The organism is Pseudoxanthomonas sp. (assembly GCF_051953815.1).
Lineage (GTDB): Bacteria > Pseudomonadota > Gammaproteobacteria > Xanthomonadales > Xanthomonadaceae > Pseudoxanthomonas_A.
Genome location: NZ_JBQCIJ010000037.1, coordinates 21,065 through 36,918 on the forward strand (window position 1 = coordinate 21,065; position 15,854 = coordinate 36,918).

Consider the following 15,854-nt stretch of genomic DNA (forward strand, 5'->3'; position numbering starts at 1 on the left):
CGCGAGCTTTTCACGATGCGTTTCACCGCCTCTTGCGGTCTACCCCCACCGCATCCCTTCCCCCACTCCAGGATCACGGCCGCGACTCACGTCCCTCCTGCACGGATGGGTTGCATCGCGCCAGCAGGCGGTCGAGCGCCAGCAGGATGCCGGCCAGTGCCAGGAACACCAGCAACATGCCCGCCGCATTGATCGCGGTCCTGGCATAGCCCAACTGGCCGGCGTCGATGAACGGATAGGGATACTCGCCCAGCCAGGCGCCGCGCAGCAGCGCCCAGGCCAGATACAGCAGCGGAAACAGCAGCCAGGCCACCGCATCGCGCAGGTTGAGCCGGCCATGCGGCGCGGCCAGCAGCCACCAGCCCAGGTACAGCGCGGGCGCGGCGTAGTGCAGGCCGGTGTCCGCCCACCATTGCAATCCCTGCGGCTGCCACAGATGACGCAGGATCAGCACATAGATCAGGCCGGTCACGCCGATGTACAGCGCCACCGCTCCGCGCACGCGGGCACGCGTGGACAGGCCACCGCCGCCACGCAGCGCGCCCAGGCACACCAGCGTCACGCCGAGGTTGCTGAGGATGGTGAAGTAACTGAAGAAGCGCAGCGTGCCCAGCAGCGCGCCGACGTTGTCGCGGGTCAGTTCCAGCAACAACACGTATTGCAGCAGCAGCGATGCCAGCGACACCGCCATCACCACGGCGGCGAAGGCGCGTCCTTTCGGGGTCAGGCCAGGTTCCATCGGCGGGTGATCGGCATGGAGACGCCGTCAGCCTGTCATAGATCGGGGTGGAACTGGATGGCTCGTCGTGTGCGGGCCCGAGAAGTCGACGGGGCGCCGGGCTGTCCGCTCTGGGAAAGGAGGCAATGGGCTTCGGGCGGGTTTGGCGGCCAGGGGAACACCCGGTTCCGATGGCTCCCACCCAGCTCTCCCCCGCAGGCGGGCAGGGAGCCGTGTGTGGTGGTCGGTGCGCTTGCCGCTTTCCGCGCCGGGCGGCTGGGCGGATGTGCAGGGCCGGGGCCGCCCGGTCAGCGGGCTGGCCCGCGCGACCGCCGGAGTGGCTTGCGACGCGCCGCCGCGATCGCCCGCTGCGCCCAGGGCCGCATCGCCTGCGCCGATTCCAGCGCGTCGGGCGGCGGCGTCCAGTAGCCGGGGACCTGTCCTTCGCGCCGTGGCCGGTAAATGAAAGGCTCGCCGCCGGCGGCGCGGAATTCCTCCACGGTCAGGGCATCGGTCTTCAGGTACAGGGTGTCGTCCAGGACCAGGCCGAACATGCGGTCGTCCAGATACACCCCCAGCCCGCCGAACATCGCACGCAGCCGGATCTCGCCCACCTCGGCCATCAGTTCCCGCAGGTACTCGCCGAATTCGTGATGCACCGCCATGAATGGCTCCCGCGTCCGACCGGGTGACGTCGCCAGTGTGCGCGTGTTCGGCGACAATGGACACATGTCGATGACCCCGCACGCCAAGGCGCAACTGCAAATCCATTTCTGCGTGTTGTTGTGGGGCTTCACCGCCATCCTCGGCAAACTGATCACCCTGCCGGCGCTGCCGCTGGTGTGGTGGCGCATGCTGCTGGTGGTGGTCGCGCTGGCGCTGCTGCCGCGGGTCTGGCGCGGACTGCGCGCGATGTCGCCGCGGCTGGTCCTGGCCTACGCCGGCATCGGCGCGCTGGTGGCGCTGCACTGGCTGACCTTCTACGGCGCCATCAAGCTGGCCAACGCCTCGGTGGCCGCGACCTGCATCGCGCTGGCGCCGGCCTTCACCTCGGTGCTGGAACCGTGGCTGGCGCGGCGTCCGTTTTCCGCACGCGAACTGGCGTTCGGCGTCGCGGTGCTGCCCGGCGTGGCGCTGGTGGTGGGCGGCGTGCCCGACGGGATGCGCCTGGGCGTGGTGGTGGGCGCGGTGTCCGCGTTGTTCGTGGCCCTGTTCGGTTCGCTCAACAAGCGCCTGGTCGAACACGGCGATCCGCTCACCGTCACCGCGCTGGAACTGGGGGCCGGCACGCTGCTGCTGACCCTGCTCGCGCCGGTGATGCCGATGCTGTTCCCCGCCTTCGCCGGCGATCTGCTGATCGTGCCCGGCCTGCGCGACGGCGCCTACCTGCTGGCGCTGTCGCTGCTGTGCACGCTGCTTCCGTTTGCGCTGTCGCTGGTGGCGCTGCGCCACCTGACCGCCTACGGCGTGCAGCTGGTGACCAACCTCGAACCGATCTACGCCATCCTGCTGGCCATCCTGCTGCTGGGCGAACAGCGCGAACTGACGCCGCTGTTCTACCTGGGCGTGGCCATCATCCTGATCGCGGTGTTCCTGCATCCCTTGCTGGAACGACGTAAATCCGCCGGCACCGTGCATCATCCGGAAGTACTGGGCACCTCCGAGGCCAAGAACCTGGTGGATTGACCCGGATGGCGCGGTTCAAAGTGAGTTGAACCCTCGGCCCGCGGGGTACAGATTGCCTATCCTCCCCATCATCCCCTGGCGCGCAACAAGCGGTCGCGGTGGCAACGATCATGATCCTCAACTCGATTTTCCTTTATCTCGATCGAAGATATTTCCCCGCCGACATGTGCCTGAAATTGAAGGATCAGAGCCGACACATCACCTATCGCATCCAAAGATTGTTTGCCGCCGAAAAATACTCGGCAGGTAATTTCAACAGGATTGTCATCGAACCCTCATTGAACCCCACCGGCCAAATCATCATCAACAGCGAGTCGGTCGCGAATATTTCCATACCTTTCGACATGAAAATGTTCCAAAAATCCACCGACGGGGAACTGAGGTACTACCATGCCTCCCTGATTAAAAACGGATTGCTTGAATTCAACAGGCAGATCCGGATTCCAATCGAGCGAATCCTGGAAGTGATTGACGAGCTGGAAAGCAACAACTTCATCGACAGCTGGATTTACAAAGAGAAATCCATAAGAAAATCGAAGACGAAGGCCAAGTTGACCTGCTTCATGGATTCCAAGGCATTCGTCCTGAACTTGGCCATAGAAAAGGATGGCGTCGTTCTCCATGATGGAAACATCCTGGAAACCCCGCCCGATGAAGTCTCATTTCACTATAAGTTCAAGGACCTGGTAGTGACGGATGATCATGTTGCCGTCACCCAGCGCATCCCCAGGGATGAAATCCTGATAAAAGTGCCTCTGGCTTGAACGAGTGGCCGGCGCGCGATGAGCGGACCGCGGCGGCACGGATCTGTCACGGCGTGGCCATGGGCGCGACCACCTCAGTGCGGCGCTTGAAGACAGGCGCCGGTTTTACGGCGGTCGTGGCAGGGCTGCCCCGCAAGCGCGCGGGCATGCCCGCCGGGCAGCGCTTCCGCGGGAACGAAGAAAAACCGCCTCATCAAGGAATCCAGAACATGCGCCGTCTTTTCCCCCTGTTGCTGCTGTGCGTCTCGGTCGGCGCCAGCGCGGCCACGCCGGTCTACCGGCAGTTCGATGACTGGGTGATCGCCTGCGACAACACCGCCCGCTGCGAGGCGCGCGGCGTCAGCGAAGGGTCACCGTTGATGCTGCGGCTGATCGCCGAGGCCGGCCCGAGCGGCCAGTTGTCGCTGGCGCTGGAAGCCGGCATGCCCATCGACCTCGCCTCGCTGCGCGTCGACGAACGGCCGCCGGGACTGGACGCCCGCCACTGGACGCTTTCGCCCGAGCAGGACGGCGTGCAGATCCTGGAAAGCGCGGTTCCGGACAGCGTGCGCGCCTTGCTGAAGATCTTGCGCGATGGCGATGAACTGACCCTGGGCGACGGCGAGGACCAACGCGCCGTATCGCTTGCCGGACTGAGCGCGGCCCTGCTGTTGATCGACGAAACCCAGGGCCGGATCGGCACCGTCACCGCGCTGCTGCGTGGCGGCGCCAGGCCCGCGACGCAGGTGCCCGCCGCGCCCGCCTTGCCGCCCGCGGTGAAGCCGGCGCCGGCGATGCCGCCCCTGGACGACGATACCCGGCAGCGTCTGATCGACGGGGTGCGACGAGCCCAGTCGGCGCTGCTGGAAAAAGAGGAGTGCCACGTGGCGATGGAAGGCGACCATGCCGACAACGCCTTCGACGTCGCGGTGGCGCTGACGCCACGGGAAGCGCTGGTGCTGCTCGAATGCTGGCGCGGCGCCTACCAGTCGACCCACCTGGCGTTCCGCACCCCGATGGAGCGCCCCGCCGGGGCGCGCCGGCTGGTCCTGCCTCTCCCGATGGCTCCCTCGCCGGAGAACGGCCGTCAGGTCGCGTGGGACGCCTTCACCAATGCCGACTACAGCAACGACAGCTCGACGCTTCACCACTTCGCCAAGGGCCGTGGCCTGGCCGACTGCGGCGACAGCGCCAGCTGGGTGTTCGACGGCCGCGACTTCCAGCTCACCGAATGGCACTACCTGGGCGGTTGCCGCGGGGGAGAACCCGGCGACTGGCCCGCGTTGTGGCGCAGCGCCGGTTCGCCGTAGGCGCGGAATCCACGGCGCAGCCTCGATAGCCGCCCTTGCATTCGACCGCTTCCTTTTCAAAGGGGCGGTCAACCGCGCAGCGGGTCATCGGGACTCTGTTTTTCTGGTCACGCCGCCACCGCGCATGGACAGGACGATGGCCCGGCGCAAGCCTCAGCGCACCACCATCACCGGCACCGGGCTGGTGGCGATCACCTTGGTGGTGACCGAACCCAGCAGCAGGTTCTTCAGGGTGCCGCGCCCATGGCTGCCCATCAGGATCAGATCGGCGCGATCGGCCTTGGCCAAGCGGGTCAGGGTTTCGGCCACCGGCCCCACCGCGCGGTGTTCGGTGAATGGCAGGCGCGTGCGCTTCATCGCCGCGCGCACCTTGCGCAGCACCGTCGCGGCGGTATCGGCGTAATAGGCTTCCGCGCCCTCCGCGCCCAGTTCCTTGGCGACGGCCTTGGGCAACGGCAGGTTGACGTAGACCAGGGCGATGGACGGCGGCGACTTCAGCTGCTTGGCCAGTTGCGCGGCGTGCTTGACCACCTGCAGCGCGGTCTCGCTTTCATCGACGGCCAGGAGGATCTTCATGGCGTTGCTCCTTCGTGGTCGACCGGACGGATACCGGCCCTGGTTCCAGATTACGGAGTCCTGCGCGCAGCCGCTTTGATCGGGATCAAGCCGCCGGCGGCGCTACCACTCCTGCTGCTGCGGCAGCAGGCCGCGCAGTTCCAGGTCGGTCAGGTTGCGCCACTGCCCGGGCTTGAGCGCGCCCAGCTTGAGGTTGTCGATGCGCACGCGGCGCAGTTGGGTGACCCGGTAGCCGAACTCCGCCGACATCAGCCGGATCTGCCGGTTCAGGCCCTGGGTGAGGATGATGCGGAAACCGAACTTGGCGATCCGGCTGGTCCGGCACGGCAGGGTCATCTGCCCGTGGATGCGCACGCCGCGCGCCATGCCGCGCAGGAATTCGTCGGTGACCGGCTTGTTCACCGCCACCAGGTATTCCTTCTCGTGGCGGTTCTCGGCGCGCAGGATCTGGTTGACGATGTCGCCGTTGCTGGTCATCAGGATCAGGCCCTCGGAGTCCTTGTCCAGGCGGCCGATCGGGAAGATCCGCTGTTCGTGGCCGACGAAGTCGACGATGTTCCCCTTCACCGAACTCTCGGTGGTGCAGGTGATGCCGACCGGCTTGTTGAGGGCGATGTAGACGTGCTTGCGCTTGCCGGCTTTCGCGGCGCGCGCCTTCAGCGGCTGGCCGTCCACGCGGACCTCGTCGCCCTCGCCGACCACCGCGCCCACGCCGGCGGGCTGGTCGTTGACGGTGACGCGGCGCTCGGCGATCAGCCGGTCGGCCTCGCGGCGGGAACAGAAGCCGGTTTCGGCGATGTGCTTGTTGAGGCGGATGGTCATGCGGGAATTATCGACGATTCCCGCCCCGGCCACAGGCTCAGCCCGACATCGCCCCGATCGGGTCGGGCCGGGTCGCCTTCCATTCGCGGATCAGGCCCGCCAGCGGCACCGGCGCGTGGATGGCGTAGCCCTGGGCATAGTCGATGCCCACCTCCGCCAGCCGCGCCATCGCCGCCTCGTTCTCCACCCACTCGGCGATGGTGCGCTTGCCCAGCGCCCGGCCCACCTGCCCCATCGAGCGGACCAGGGCCAGGTCGACGTTGTCGCGGCCCAGGTCGCGGATGAAGGCGCCGTCGATCTTCAGGATGTCCACGTCCAGGCTCTTGAGGTAGGCGAACGAGGACAGGCCGCTGCCGAAATCGTCCAGCGCGATCCGGCAACCGCGCGCGCGCATGGCCTCGATGAACAGGCAGGCGTCGGTGAGATTGCCGATGACCGCGGTCTCGGTGATCTCGAAGCACAGCTTGTTGGCCACGCCGGGATGGCGATCCAGCTGCTCGGCGGCGAACTGGCGGAACAGCGGATCGGCGATCGACTGCGCCGATACGTTGACGTGGCACAGATCCAGGCTGAGCAGATGGCGGGTGTCGCGGCTGATCAGCTCCAGCGTCGCCGCCAGTACGTGGCGATCCAGCATCATCGCCTGTCCGTAGCGCTCCAGTGGCGGCAGGAAGTAGCCCGGGCCGTGAATGCGGCCTTCGTGATCGACCATCCGCACCAGCACCTCGTATTGCAGGCGTTCCTCGCCACGCAGCGGCTTGATGCGCTGCGCGTACAGCAGCAGGCGGTCCTCGGCGATCGCCAGCTGGACGTGCGCGACCCAGTCCAGTTCGGTCTGGCGGCGCGCGAACGCCTCGTCCGATTCGCGGTAGCAGCGGATCCGGTTGCGGCCTTCCTCCTTGGCCAGGTAGCAGGCGGTATCGGCGGCGCGCAGCAGCCAGTCGGCGTCGCTGGTCTCCGGATTGATCTCGACCACGCCGATGCTGCAACCCAGCCCGAACTTGCGGTCGTTCCAGTGGAACGCCGACTGCGCCAGCCGCGCATGGATGCGCTGCGCCACCCGTTCCGCATCCTCCAGCGCCGCGTGCGCCAGGAAGATCGCGAACTCGTCGCCACCCAGCCGTCCCACCCAGTCTTCACCGCGCAGCTGCGAGGACAGCGCGTTGGCGAACTGGCGCAGGAAGCGATCGCCGGCCGCGTGCCCGCAGGTGTCGTTGACCAGCTTGAGCTGATCCAGATCGACGAAGCACAGCGCGTGCCGCGCCGGCTGGCGCTGCACGGCCAGGGTGATCTGGCCCAGTCGCCGCTCGATCTCGCGGCGGTTGATCAGGCCGGTGAGATCGTCGTGGCTGGCCTGGTGGGCGATCTCGCTGGCCAGCTCGCGCGCCTCGGACACGTCCTCGACCACCGCGAAGATGCGCTCGCCCTCGCTTCCGCTGCCGGTGATGACCGAAGCGCTCCAGCGCACCCAGCGGCTGCTGCCGTCGCGGCGACGCAAGCGGCGCTCGCCGGACTGGAGCATCCGCGCCCAGTCGGGACGGCCGTCGGCATCCAGGTGGAGATCCTCCGGATGCAGCAGATCGTGCAGGTGCCCGCGGCGCAGTTCTTCGAGCGGGCGCGACAGGATCTGCGCGAGCACTTCGTTGGCCTGGGTGATGCGGCCTTCGCGATCCAGCTTGAGCATGCCGACCGCCGCCTGGTGGAAGGCGGCGCGGAACTCGGTTTCGGTGCGGCGTATGTGGCGCAGGGTGCGGCGCATGACCGCCAGCGCGTACGCCGCCAGGGCGAAGAACGCGAGCACCGCCAGCGCGGTCAGCGCCAGGCGCAGGAAGCGCGCGCCGTCCACCAGCGATTGCGAAAACGCCAGTTCCGCCACCCGCAGGCGGGAATCCATTTGCAGCAACGCCCGCTGGTGGCGCAGGACGTCGGCCTCGTCCATCACCCCGTCGCGCCGCTGCCGTTCGATGTCGTCGGTGAGCGCCTGCAGATGCAGGATGTCCACTTCCGCTTCTTTCCAAAGGCGCACGGATTCGCGGAAATACGGCGCGCGCGCGAAGAACCGGTACATCCGGATCAGGCGATCGATGTCGGCCGGCGCGTTGCCGCCGTCCAGGAAACCGCGCCGCGCGGTCGCGAAATCGATCGGGCGGCGGTCCAGCGCCTCGCGGCCGGCGCGGTCGCCCAAGGGCACCTTCAGCGCCTCGCGGACCCGGGCCAGATCCGCCGGTTCGCCGTGCGACACATAGCGGTACAGCGCGGACACCGCGGTCTGCTGGGCCTTGGACCAGTGGCTCTCGCCGACGATGTAGGCGGTGGCGCCGGCCTGGATCTCCAGCACCGTCGCGGTCAGCAGCGCGCCCAGCGCCGCGAACAGGATGATCGCCGCCACCCGTGCGGGCAGTCCCTTGCCGCTGCCATCCCTGGCCATCTCGTGATTCGCGCGCGAACGCTCCATCCCCACATCGCTTCCCCTACGATGCCTGTCCCGACCTTACGTACCCCCGATACGACACGCAAGCTCGCCCCCGGCCATGCCCCGTCGCCCGCACCGGGAAACCCGGTGCCGTCCCCCGGCGACGGCGGTACGGTCGCCATGACATCGGCGTCCGGACGCCGGACTTTAACTGTCCCGACGCACGCGCGGGGCGGTCGCCCCGCCGTGGCGGGGCACCGCTCATCGGAACGCCGGCGGCGGCCGGGTGCAGCGGCGGTCGGCCTGCCCCTGCAGGCTCAGCAACGCCTCGCCTTCACTGACCACCCAGAACAGGTTGCCGGCGGCATCGGCGTAGCGCGCGCCGGCCCCGCCCGGGTGCCGGGGCAGCTTCAGCACGCGGCCGTTGAAGCTGATGTCGGCGTCGTTCTCGCCATGGAAGCTGGCGGTGACTTCCCAGTCTCCGCACTGGTAGAGGTAGGTGGTGGTCGCCCCGGCATCGGTCGGCACCTGCGGCGGCGGCGGCGCCACCGGCGGGGCGCGCGTGGCCGGCGACGCGGTCGGCGCGGGTCCGGTCGCCGACGGCGCCCGCTGCTCCGGCCCGCAGGCCGCGAGCAACGGCGCGATGACCATCAAGGACAGCGGCAAGCGGAATCCTGTGCGCACCGGAACCTCCCTGGACCGATCCCCGACACGCAGGGTAGGCGGGGCGCGTCGACGCGGGGTGAAGAACTCAGTTCAGGACCAGCACCGCGCCGATGCCCAGGTTCACCGCCCCGCCCAGCAGCAGCACCCACGCCGCCGACAGCAGGCTGCGCCCCCAGCTCCCCCGCAACGTGTCCCGCAACCAGCGGGCCTGCACGCACAGGTACCAGATGGCCGCCACGCCCGCGAGCGTCCAGCCGATCCGGGTGGACACGAGACCCGGCTTGATCACCAGCTGCATCGCCATCGACAGGCTGATCGCGAACGGCGCGGCCAGGTAGCACTGCGCATAGAAGGGATGCCGCAGGCTTTCGCGGCTGAGCCGGATTCCGCGCCGGCGCAGGCAATGGATGGCCATCAGCAGCGGCCACAGCGCGAAGGTCAGCGTGCGATACAGCAGCAGGCCCTGTTCGTTGTCCATGATCCGCTGCGACAGCTCGCCGGTGGCCTGGACCTGCTGGTGCAGGATCAGTTCGAGCACGTGCGCGGCGAGGATCGCCAGCATCAGGAAGAGCGGGGGGCTCAGCGCATCGTCGAACTGCTGCTCCGGCGTGTCCGCCAGTTCGGTCTCCGCGTAGCGCGCCATCCGCTGCGGATGGCGCGCCACCCGCCACAAGGTGAGCGGAAAGAACACCAGCCAGGTGATGACCTCGTAGAGGAACTCTTCCAGCGACTTGAGCAGTTTGAGGAAATCCATCCGCGCCCCTCGCGTCCTTCCAGCCGCCCGGGACGCGCCGGAATGGCGCGCGACGCCGCGGCGATGGCGCGAGCGTAGCCGGTCGCCGCGCGGGTGCCCAGCCGACTCCTGGACCGCCGCCACGCCGGTCCCCCGGTTCGACGCACCCGGCTACCGGTCCGCCGCAATCCCGCGTCGCGCCTCTCCCCCGGACCCGCCGGGCCGCGTGTAATGCCCGCACCCGACCACCGGAACCCCACGATGAAAACCTTCCGCCCACCGATGGCCCGCCTGCTGCTGCCCACGCTGCTTGCCCTGGCCTCCCTGCCCGCCGTCGCCGGCGAGCCCGTCACCTCGTCCACGCTCGCGCCCCAGGCGCGGATGTCGCCCGCCGACGAAGCCGCCATCCGCGACGTGGTGGAACGCTTCCGCACGGCCATCATCACCCGCGACAAGGCCGGCTTCCTGGCCCTGTTCCTGCCGGGGACCGTGGCCTGGGAAAGCGCCATCGGCGACGAGAGCCTGCGTCGCCTGCGCGAGAACAGGCCGCAGACGCAGAAGGTCAAGCCGGACCCGCAACACAATCCGGTCTCCTTCATCGACGGCATCGTCGCCGACGCCGAATCGAGCGAGGAGAAATTCCGCAACCTGCGCATCGACGGCGACCGTGACGTCGCCTCGGTCGTGTTCGACTACTCCTTTCATTCCGGCGACCGCGAAACCAACAACGGCGTGGAGGCCTGGCACCTGGTGCGGACCGAGGCGGGCTGGCGGATCGTGTCGGTGATCTGGTCGATGAACCTGCCGCCCCGGCCGGCAACCGCCGGCTGACGCCGGACCGGGAGCGCGGTGGCATGATGGCGCCGCCGTTCCTCCGATTGCCTTCGCATGGCCCACGCGCCGCACCTGTCCCGTCCCGCTCCCGCCGAGCCGCCGTTCTGGCTGCCGCTGCTGGCCGGCCTGCCGATCGGCCTGTGCCTGGTGGTGATGGCGCTGCCGGCGCTGGGCCACGGACATGCCACCGCCTATCGGGTGCTCTACCTGCTGGCGTTCCTGGCCTGGCTGCCGCCGCTGGTCGCGCTGCAACGCGGCCTGTGGCGCCGGCGCCTGCCGATTCCCCTGATCGGCGGCGCGCTGTTGCTGGCGACCTACGCGATGTCCGTGTTCAACAATCTGCTGGGCGATCTGATGGCGCAGATCGCCGGCTGGTCGCGCGCGGACGAGTACCGCGTCGCGGATCTGTTCCGGGGCCTGGAAAGCTGCTGGCTGGCCCTGATTGCGTTCTGCGCGATGCATGCGGTGATCGCCTACTACGTGGAACTCAAGCACGAGAAGCAGCAGCGCGAGCAGGCCCGCCTGCTGGCGCGCGACGCGGAACTGCGCGCACTGCGCTACCAGTTGCACCCGCATTTCCTGTTCAACACCCTCAACGCCATTTCCGCGCTGGTGGCCGAGGAACGTGGCCGCGACGCGCGCCGCATGATCAGCCAGCTGGCCGAATTCCTGCGCGCGACCCTGGCCGGCGACAGCCGGCATGAAGTCAGCGTGGCCGAGGAAATCGCCCTGACCGAGGCCTATCTGGAAATCGAAAAGGCGCGGCTGGGCGAGCGCCTACAGGTGGCCTGGCGCATCGAAGCCGAGCTGCTGCATGCGGCGATGCCCTACCTGCTGCTGCAACCGCTGGTGGAAAACGCGATCCGCCACGGCATCGCCCCGCGCGCGGCCGCCGGCCGGCTCGACATCCATTTTTCCCGTCGTGGCGATCGCCTGTTGCTGCAACTGGACAACGACATCGCGGCGCCGCTTGCCGAAGCCTCGGCGCGCGGCGGCGCCGTCGGCCAGCGCAACGTCGCCGAGCGGCTCGCCCGGCTGTATCCGGGCGACCACCATTTCCAGGCCGGTCCCTGCGCCGAGGCCGGCGGTTACCGCGTCACCCTCGATCTGCCTTTCCGGGTCCTGGCCACCGATCAGACTTCCGCGCGGGAGGCCGCGTGATGCGGGTGGCGGTGGTGGACGACGAACCGCTCGCGCGGCGGGGCGTGATCGCGCGCCTGGCCGCGTATCCGGACATCGTCCTGGCCGGCGAATACGCCGATGGGCAGGCCGCGCTGGAAGGCCTGCGCGGGCATCCGGTGGATCTGGCCTTCGTCGACGTGCAGATGCCGACCCTGGACGGGCTGTCGATGCTGGCGGCGTTACCCGCCGGACAGCGCCCGCTGGGCATCCTGCTGACCGCCCACGATCGCTTCGCCCTGCGCGCGTTCGAACTCAAGGCGGTTGACTATCTGCTCAAACCGATCGACGACGAACGCTTCGCCGACGCGCTGGCCCGGGCGCGCCAGTTCCACCAATGGCGGCAGTCGGGCCACGCCCCGGTTCCGGATCCGGATCCGGAAAGCGTCCCCGCCGGCGGCGATGCCAACGGACCGGTGCGCCGGTTCTCGGTCCGCATCGGCCGCCGCCTGGCCTTCGTGGAAGCCGATGAGGTCGAATGGATCCAGGCCGACGGCGACTATGCGGTGCTGCATGCGCGCGGCCAGCGCCACCTGCTGCGCGAGTCGCTGCAACGCCTGGCCGGACGCCTGGATCCGCTGCGGTTCCTGCGCGTGCACCGTTCGGCGATCGTGCGCATCGACTGCGTGGCCGAACTGCAGTCGCTGCCCAATCGCGACGCCCTGCTGCGGTTGCGGGACGGCACCCCGCTGCGCGCCAGCCGAACCTACATCGACGCACTGCTCGCCCACCTCCAACCCGCGCGCTGAACCCATCGCGCACGACGCGGCGCAGTCAGCGCACGGCCCGGCGCAATGCCGCGCCACGCGCGCACGCCACCGCCTACAGTCGGGTTTCCCCGCTCCGGAACCCGATGGCATGCGTATCTCCACTCCTCCCCCCGCGCGTCGGCCGCGACGCGTTGTCCGTTCCGTGTCCGGAATCGCCCTGCTCCTGCTGGCGGTGCTGGCGCTGCCCGCCACGTCCCTCCGCGCGGACCAGCCGGCGATGGCGGCGGCCGCGAAATCGAATCCACTGGCGGCGCTGGACAACGGCCTGCGTCCGAAACTGCTGGCCCGCGGCGAACCGCTTCCCCACTGGTCGTTGCGCGAACGCATGGCCCATCACCGCGTGCCTGGCGTGGCGATCGCGGTCCTGCGCGATGGCCGGGTGGTGGCCTCCGCCGGCTACGGCCAGCTGCGCGCGGACCAGGAGGGCGCGGTCGATGCCGACACGCTGTTCAACGTCGGCTCGATCAGCAAGGTCGTGACCGCGGCAACTTCGCTGCGCCTGGTCGCGGATCGGCGCCTGGATCTGGATCGCGACGTGAACCGGATCCTGACGTCGTGGCGGCTGCCGTCCCGCGCGGGCCATCCGCGCGAGACGGTGAACCTGCGCATGTTGATGTCGCATACCGCCGGCCTGAACGTACACGGCTTCCCCGACTATCTGCCGGGCGAGGCCACGCCCACCCTGCTGCAGACGCTGGAAGGACAGGTCCCCGCGCGCACGCCGGCCATCCGGCTGCGGCACCGCCCCGGTGAAATGGTCGACTACTCCGGCGGCGGCACCGTGATCGAGCAATTGATGATCGAGGATGTCACCGGCAAGCCGCTGGAAGACGCCGCGCGCGCGGAGGTGTTCACGCCGATCGGCATGGCGCGCAGCACCTTCCGGGATCCCGGGGACGCCGCGCGCGCCAATGTCGCCCTGGCGCACGACGCGGAAGGAAGGACGGTCGCGTTGCCACGGGGCTGGCAGCGCTTTCCGCAACAGGCGCCGGCCGGCCTGTGGACCAGCGCGAACGAACTGGGTGCATTCGTCGGGGCGCTCATCCGCAGCTATCAGGGCCACGACGATTACCTGCCGCGCCCGCTGGCGATCCAGATGTTGACCGAAGTGGCGCCGGGCAATTTCGGCCTGGGGCCGCGGCTGGAGGGCGAAGGCGAACGGCGGGTGTTCCACCACGGCGGTTCCAACGACAGCTACCACGCCTGGATCGAGGGCTACCCGGAGACCGGCGACGGTTTCGTCATCCTCACCAACGGCGAGAACGGCTGGGCCCTGCGCGGTGAAATCCGCAATGCGTTGTCCGACGCCATCGGGCACGGCGTCAATCCACTGCTGCGCACGATTGCGCTGGACGCGGCCAGCGGTCGGTTCGCGGACTACGCGGGCCAGTACGTCCGCGCCGCGCACACCCCGGAGGATCTGCGCGGCGCCCAGGCGGACGCGTTCGACGACGGCGCCGCCACGCTGGACATCCGCTTCGACGGCAGGGATCTCTCGGTCGTCCTGCCCGACGAAACCGGCCTGCTGCGCGCGCTGGCGCCCAACCGCTTCATCGCGCCCACCGTGTTCTCCACCGGCTATGCCTTTCATCGCGACGCCGAAGGCAAAGTCCGCGCGCTGACCCTGTCGCTGGGCGATACGCGGACCTATTACCGACGCATGCCCGGACATTGAGCTTCAGTGCCCCTCCAGTGTCCGCGGACCCGGGTGAACCATGGGTCGGCTCTCTTGCCTGCCATTCCCGGAAAAAAGGAACCTCGAGGATTGACCTGCCGTGCGGCGTTGGAGGAGCGCCTGGACTTCGCGCCAACGACAAATCTCCCGTCACCTGCCGCGCAGGTGCCTGCCCCCTTTTCCAAAGGGGGGCGAATTTTCCGGAAGCCGCGCTGGAAGAAGCATGCCTTGCTTTCGCCTTCCCCTTCGCAGCGTCTCAACCGCCGGATGGCGGGTCAAAAAAGGGGATTGAGAGGGGATTTCTCATGACGCCGGGCATGCCAGGCGGCGTCCCGACCGGATTTCAACAGGACCCGCGACGATCACGCCCGCTCGCCGCATCTCCTTCACGGGATTCCCATGGAGATCGCGCATGTTCGTCCGCCTTGTCCTGCTTTGTTGCTGCCTGTGGTCCTTTCGCGTCGGCGCCGCCGAGCCCGAACGCTGGCGGGTGGTGATCGATCTGTGGGGCAATCCGGTCCACCAGACGCTCGAGCTGACCCGCGACGGCGCGCGGCTGAGCGGGACGCTCGATGGCGATCCGCTGACCGGCAGCGTGGAAGGAGCGCAATTGCAGCTGACCGCCACCGCCAACGGCCGGCAGTACCGCCTGCGCGGCACCCGTGACGGCGACGCGTTGGCGGGCGTCGCCGACTTTCCCGATCCCAACGCACCCGAACGTCGGGCCGAACACGCCTTCACCGCCACCCGATTGCCGTCGCGGCCACCGGGGCCACCGCGGGTGATCGACTTCACTCCACAGGACTACGCCAACGTGTTCAGCGCCGATCGCGCGCCGGTCATGATCCTCTGGCCCGGCGACACCGTGCGCACGCGCACCCTCGATTCCGGCGGCGTGGACGAACACGGCGTCACCCGCGCGCTGTTCGGCAATCCGCAGGTCGGTCCGTTCTACGTGGACACCGCCGAACCCGGCGACGTCCTGGCCATCACCCTGCATCGCCTGCGGCCCAACCGCGATTATGCCGACAGCCTCGATGCGCTGGTCGGACGCGCGCAGGGCCCGGGACTGGCGGCCCACGCCGGCGCGCTCGGCAAGCCGGTGCGCTGGCGGCTGGATCGCGAGCGCGGAATCGCGCTGCCGCCGCCGGGCAGTGGCCTGGATGGCCTGGGCATTCCGCTGCGGCCGATGCTGGGCGGGATCGCGGTGGCGCCCGGCTTCGGTTCGCCCCCGATGTCGACCGGCGACAGCGGGCGTTTCGGCGGCAATATGGACTTCAACCAGATTGTCGAGGGCACGACGGTCTATCTGCCGGTGTCGCAACCCGGCGCCCTGCTCTACCTCGGCGACGCGCACGCGGCGCAGGGCGACGGCGAGACCTCGCAGTACGCGCTGGAGACCTCGATGGACGTGGAGTTCAGCGTGGCGGTGATCAAGGCGCGCGCGCAGGCGACGCCGCGGGTGGAATCGGCGACCCGGCTGATGGCGGTCGGCCAGGCGGGCTCGCTGGACGAGGCCGTGCGCGCGGCCACCCACGGCCTGATCCAATGGTTGCAGCAGGACTACCGGCTCAGCCTTTCCGAAGCCAGCCAGTTGCTGGGCGCGGCGGTGGAATACCGCATCACCACCCTGGCCGGGCGCAACGCGGGGGTGGCCGCGATGCTGGACAAGTCCCGGCTCGCGTCCCTGCGCGCCGCCTCCGCGCGCAGATGAGCGCGTCGCCGGCCT

At 68.9% G+C, this 15,854-nt stretch carries 15 protein-coding genes; 8 read left to right on the forward strand and 7 right to left on the reverse strand.

Annotated elements, in window-relative coordinates; genetic code table 11:
• Nucleotides 1-73 precede the first annotated feature (73 nt).
• Nucleotides 74-739, reverse strand: a complete 666-nt coding sequence (locus ACTHN1_RS10665; protein ID WP_440470923.1) for a Pr6Pr family membrane protein — start codon at nucleotides 737-739, stop codon at nucleotides 74-76.
• 287 nt (nucleotides 740-1,026) lie between these two features.
• Complete coding sequence (locus tag ACTHN1_RS10670; RefSeq protein WP_440470924.1) at nucleotides 1,027-1,383, reverse strand: TfoX/Sxy family protein; 357 nt, start codon at nucleotides 1,381-1,383, stop codon at nucleotides 1,027-1,029.
• Nucleotides 1,384-1,447: 64 nt separating this feature from the next.
• Between ACTHN1_RS10670 and ACTHN1_RS10675 the strand changes: the two genes are divergently transcribed.
• The 3 genes from ACTHN1_RS10675 (at nucleotide 1,448) to ACTHN1_RS10685 (ending at nucleotide 4,457) form a co-directional block, all read left to right on the forward strand.
• Nucleotides 1,448-2,404 carry a DMT family transporter gene (locus ACTHN1_RS10675; protein ID WP_440471029.1) on the forward strand — a complete coding sequence of 319 codons (957 nt, stop codon included), beginning with the start codon at nucleotides 1,448-1,450 and terminating at the stop codon, nucleotides 2,402-2,404.
• 110 nt (nucleotides 2,405-2,514) lie between these two features.
• Nucleotides 2,515-3,168 carry a hypothetical protein gene (locus ACTHN1_RS10680; protein ID WP_440470925.1) on the forward strand — a complete coding sequence of 218 codons (654 nt, stop codon included), beginning with the start codon at nucleotides 2,515-2,517 and terminating at the stop codon, nucleotides 3,166-3,168.
• 209 nt (nucleotides 3,169-3,377) lie between these two features.
• Complete coding sequence (locus ACTHN1_RS10685; protein WP_440470926.1) at nucleotides 3,378-4,457, forward strand: DUF1176 domain-containing protein; 1,080 nt, start codon at nucleotides 3,378-3,380, stop codon at nucleotides 4,455-4,457.
• Between the two features lie 153 nt (nucleotides 4,458-4,610).
• On the opposite strand, the gene ACTHN1_RS10690 is transcribed toward ACTHN1_RS10685, so the two are convergent.
• From ACTHN1_RS10690 to ACTHN1_RS10710, 5 genes are all read right to left on the reverse strand, one after another.
• On the reverse strand, nucleotides 4,611-5,033 hold the full coding sequence (locus ACTHN1_RS10690) for a universal stress protein (RefSeq protein ID WP_440470927.1): 423 nt from the start codon (nucleotides 5,031-5,033) through the stop codon (nucleotides 4,611-4,613).
• Between the two features lie 102 nt (nucleotides 5,034-5,135).
• Complete coding sequence (locus ACTHN1_RS10695; RefSeq protein ID WP_440470928.1) at nucleotides 5,136-5,855, reverse strand: pseudouridine synthase; 720 nt, start codon at nucleotides 5,853-5,855, stop codon at nucleotides 5,136-5,138.
• A gap of 37 nt (nucleotides 5,856-5,892) precedes the next feature.
• On the reverse strand, nucleotides 5,893-8,283 hold the full coding sequence (locus ACTHN1_RS10700) for a putative bifunctional diguanylate cyclase/phosphodiesterase (protein ID WP_440470929.1): 2,391 nt from the start codon (nucleotides 8,281-8,283) through the stop codon (nucleotides 5,893-5,895).
• Between the two features lie 246 nt (nucleotides 8,284-8,529).
• Complete coding sequence (locus tag ACTHN1_RS10705; RefSeq protein ID WP_440470930.1) at nucleotides 8,530-8,934, reverse strand: MliC family protein; 405 nt, start codon at nucleotides 8,932-8,934, stop codon at nucleotides 8,530-8,532.
• 85 nt (nucleotides 8,935-9,019) lie between these two features.
• On the reverse strand, nucleotides 9,020-9,688 hold the full coding sequence (locus ACTHN1_RS10710) for a hypothetical protein (RefSeq protein WP_440470931.1): 669 nt from the start codon (nucleotides 9,686-9,688) through the stop codon (nucleotides 9,020-9,022).
• Nucleotides 9,689-9,928: 240 nt separating this feature from the next.
• On the opposite strand from ACTHN1_RS10710, the gene ACTHN1_RS10715 reads away from it, so the two are divergent.
• From ACTHN1_RS10715 to ACTHN1_RS10735, 5 genes are all read left to right on the forward strand, one after another.
• Nucleotides 9,929-10,498 carry a nuclear transport factor 2 family protein gene (locus tag ACTHN1_RS10715; protein ID WP_440470932.1) on the forward strand — a complete coding sequence of 190 codons (570 nt, stop codon included), beginning with the start codon at nucleotides 9,929-9,931 and terminating at the stop codon, nucleotides 10,496-10,498.
• Nucleotides 10,499-10,555: 57 nt separating this feature from the next.
• The gene (locus ACTHN1_RS10720) at nucleotides 10,556-11,662 is read left to right on the forward strand and encodes a sensor histidine kinase (protein ID WP_440470933.1); all 1,107 of its coding nucleotides are present in this window, start codon (nucleotides 10,556-10,558) and stop codon (nucleotides 11,660-11,662) included.
• Nucleotides 11,662-12,429 (forward strand): LytR/AlgR family response regulator transcription factor, encoded by a 768-nt coding sequence (locus tag ACTHN1_RS10725; protein ID WP_440470934.1) that lies wholly within the window; start codon nucleotides 11,662-11,664, stop codon nucleotides 12,427-12,429. Before ACTHN1_RS10720 ends, ACTHN1_RS10725 begins: the two co-directional genes overlap by 1 nt.
• 163 nt (nucleotides 12,430-12,592) lie before the next feature.
• Nucleotides 12,593-14,125 (forward strand): serine hydrolase domain-containing protein, encoded by a 1,533-nt coding sequence (locus ACTHN1_RS10730; protein WP_440470935.1) that lies wholly within the window; start codon nucleotides 12,593-12,595, stop codon nucleotides 14,123-14,125.
• A 412-nt stretch (nucleotides 14,126-14,537) separates the two neighbouring features.
• Nucleotides 14,538-15,839 (forward strand): acetamidase/formamidase family protein, encoded by a 1,302-nt coding sequence (locus tag ACTHN1_RS10735; protein WP_440470936.1) that lies wholly within the window; start codon nucleotides 14,538-14,540, stop codon nucleotides 15,837-15,839.
• The last annotated feature ends 15 nt before the right edge of the window (nucleotides 15,840-15,854 follow it).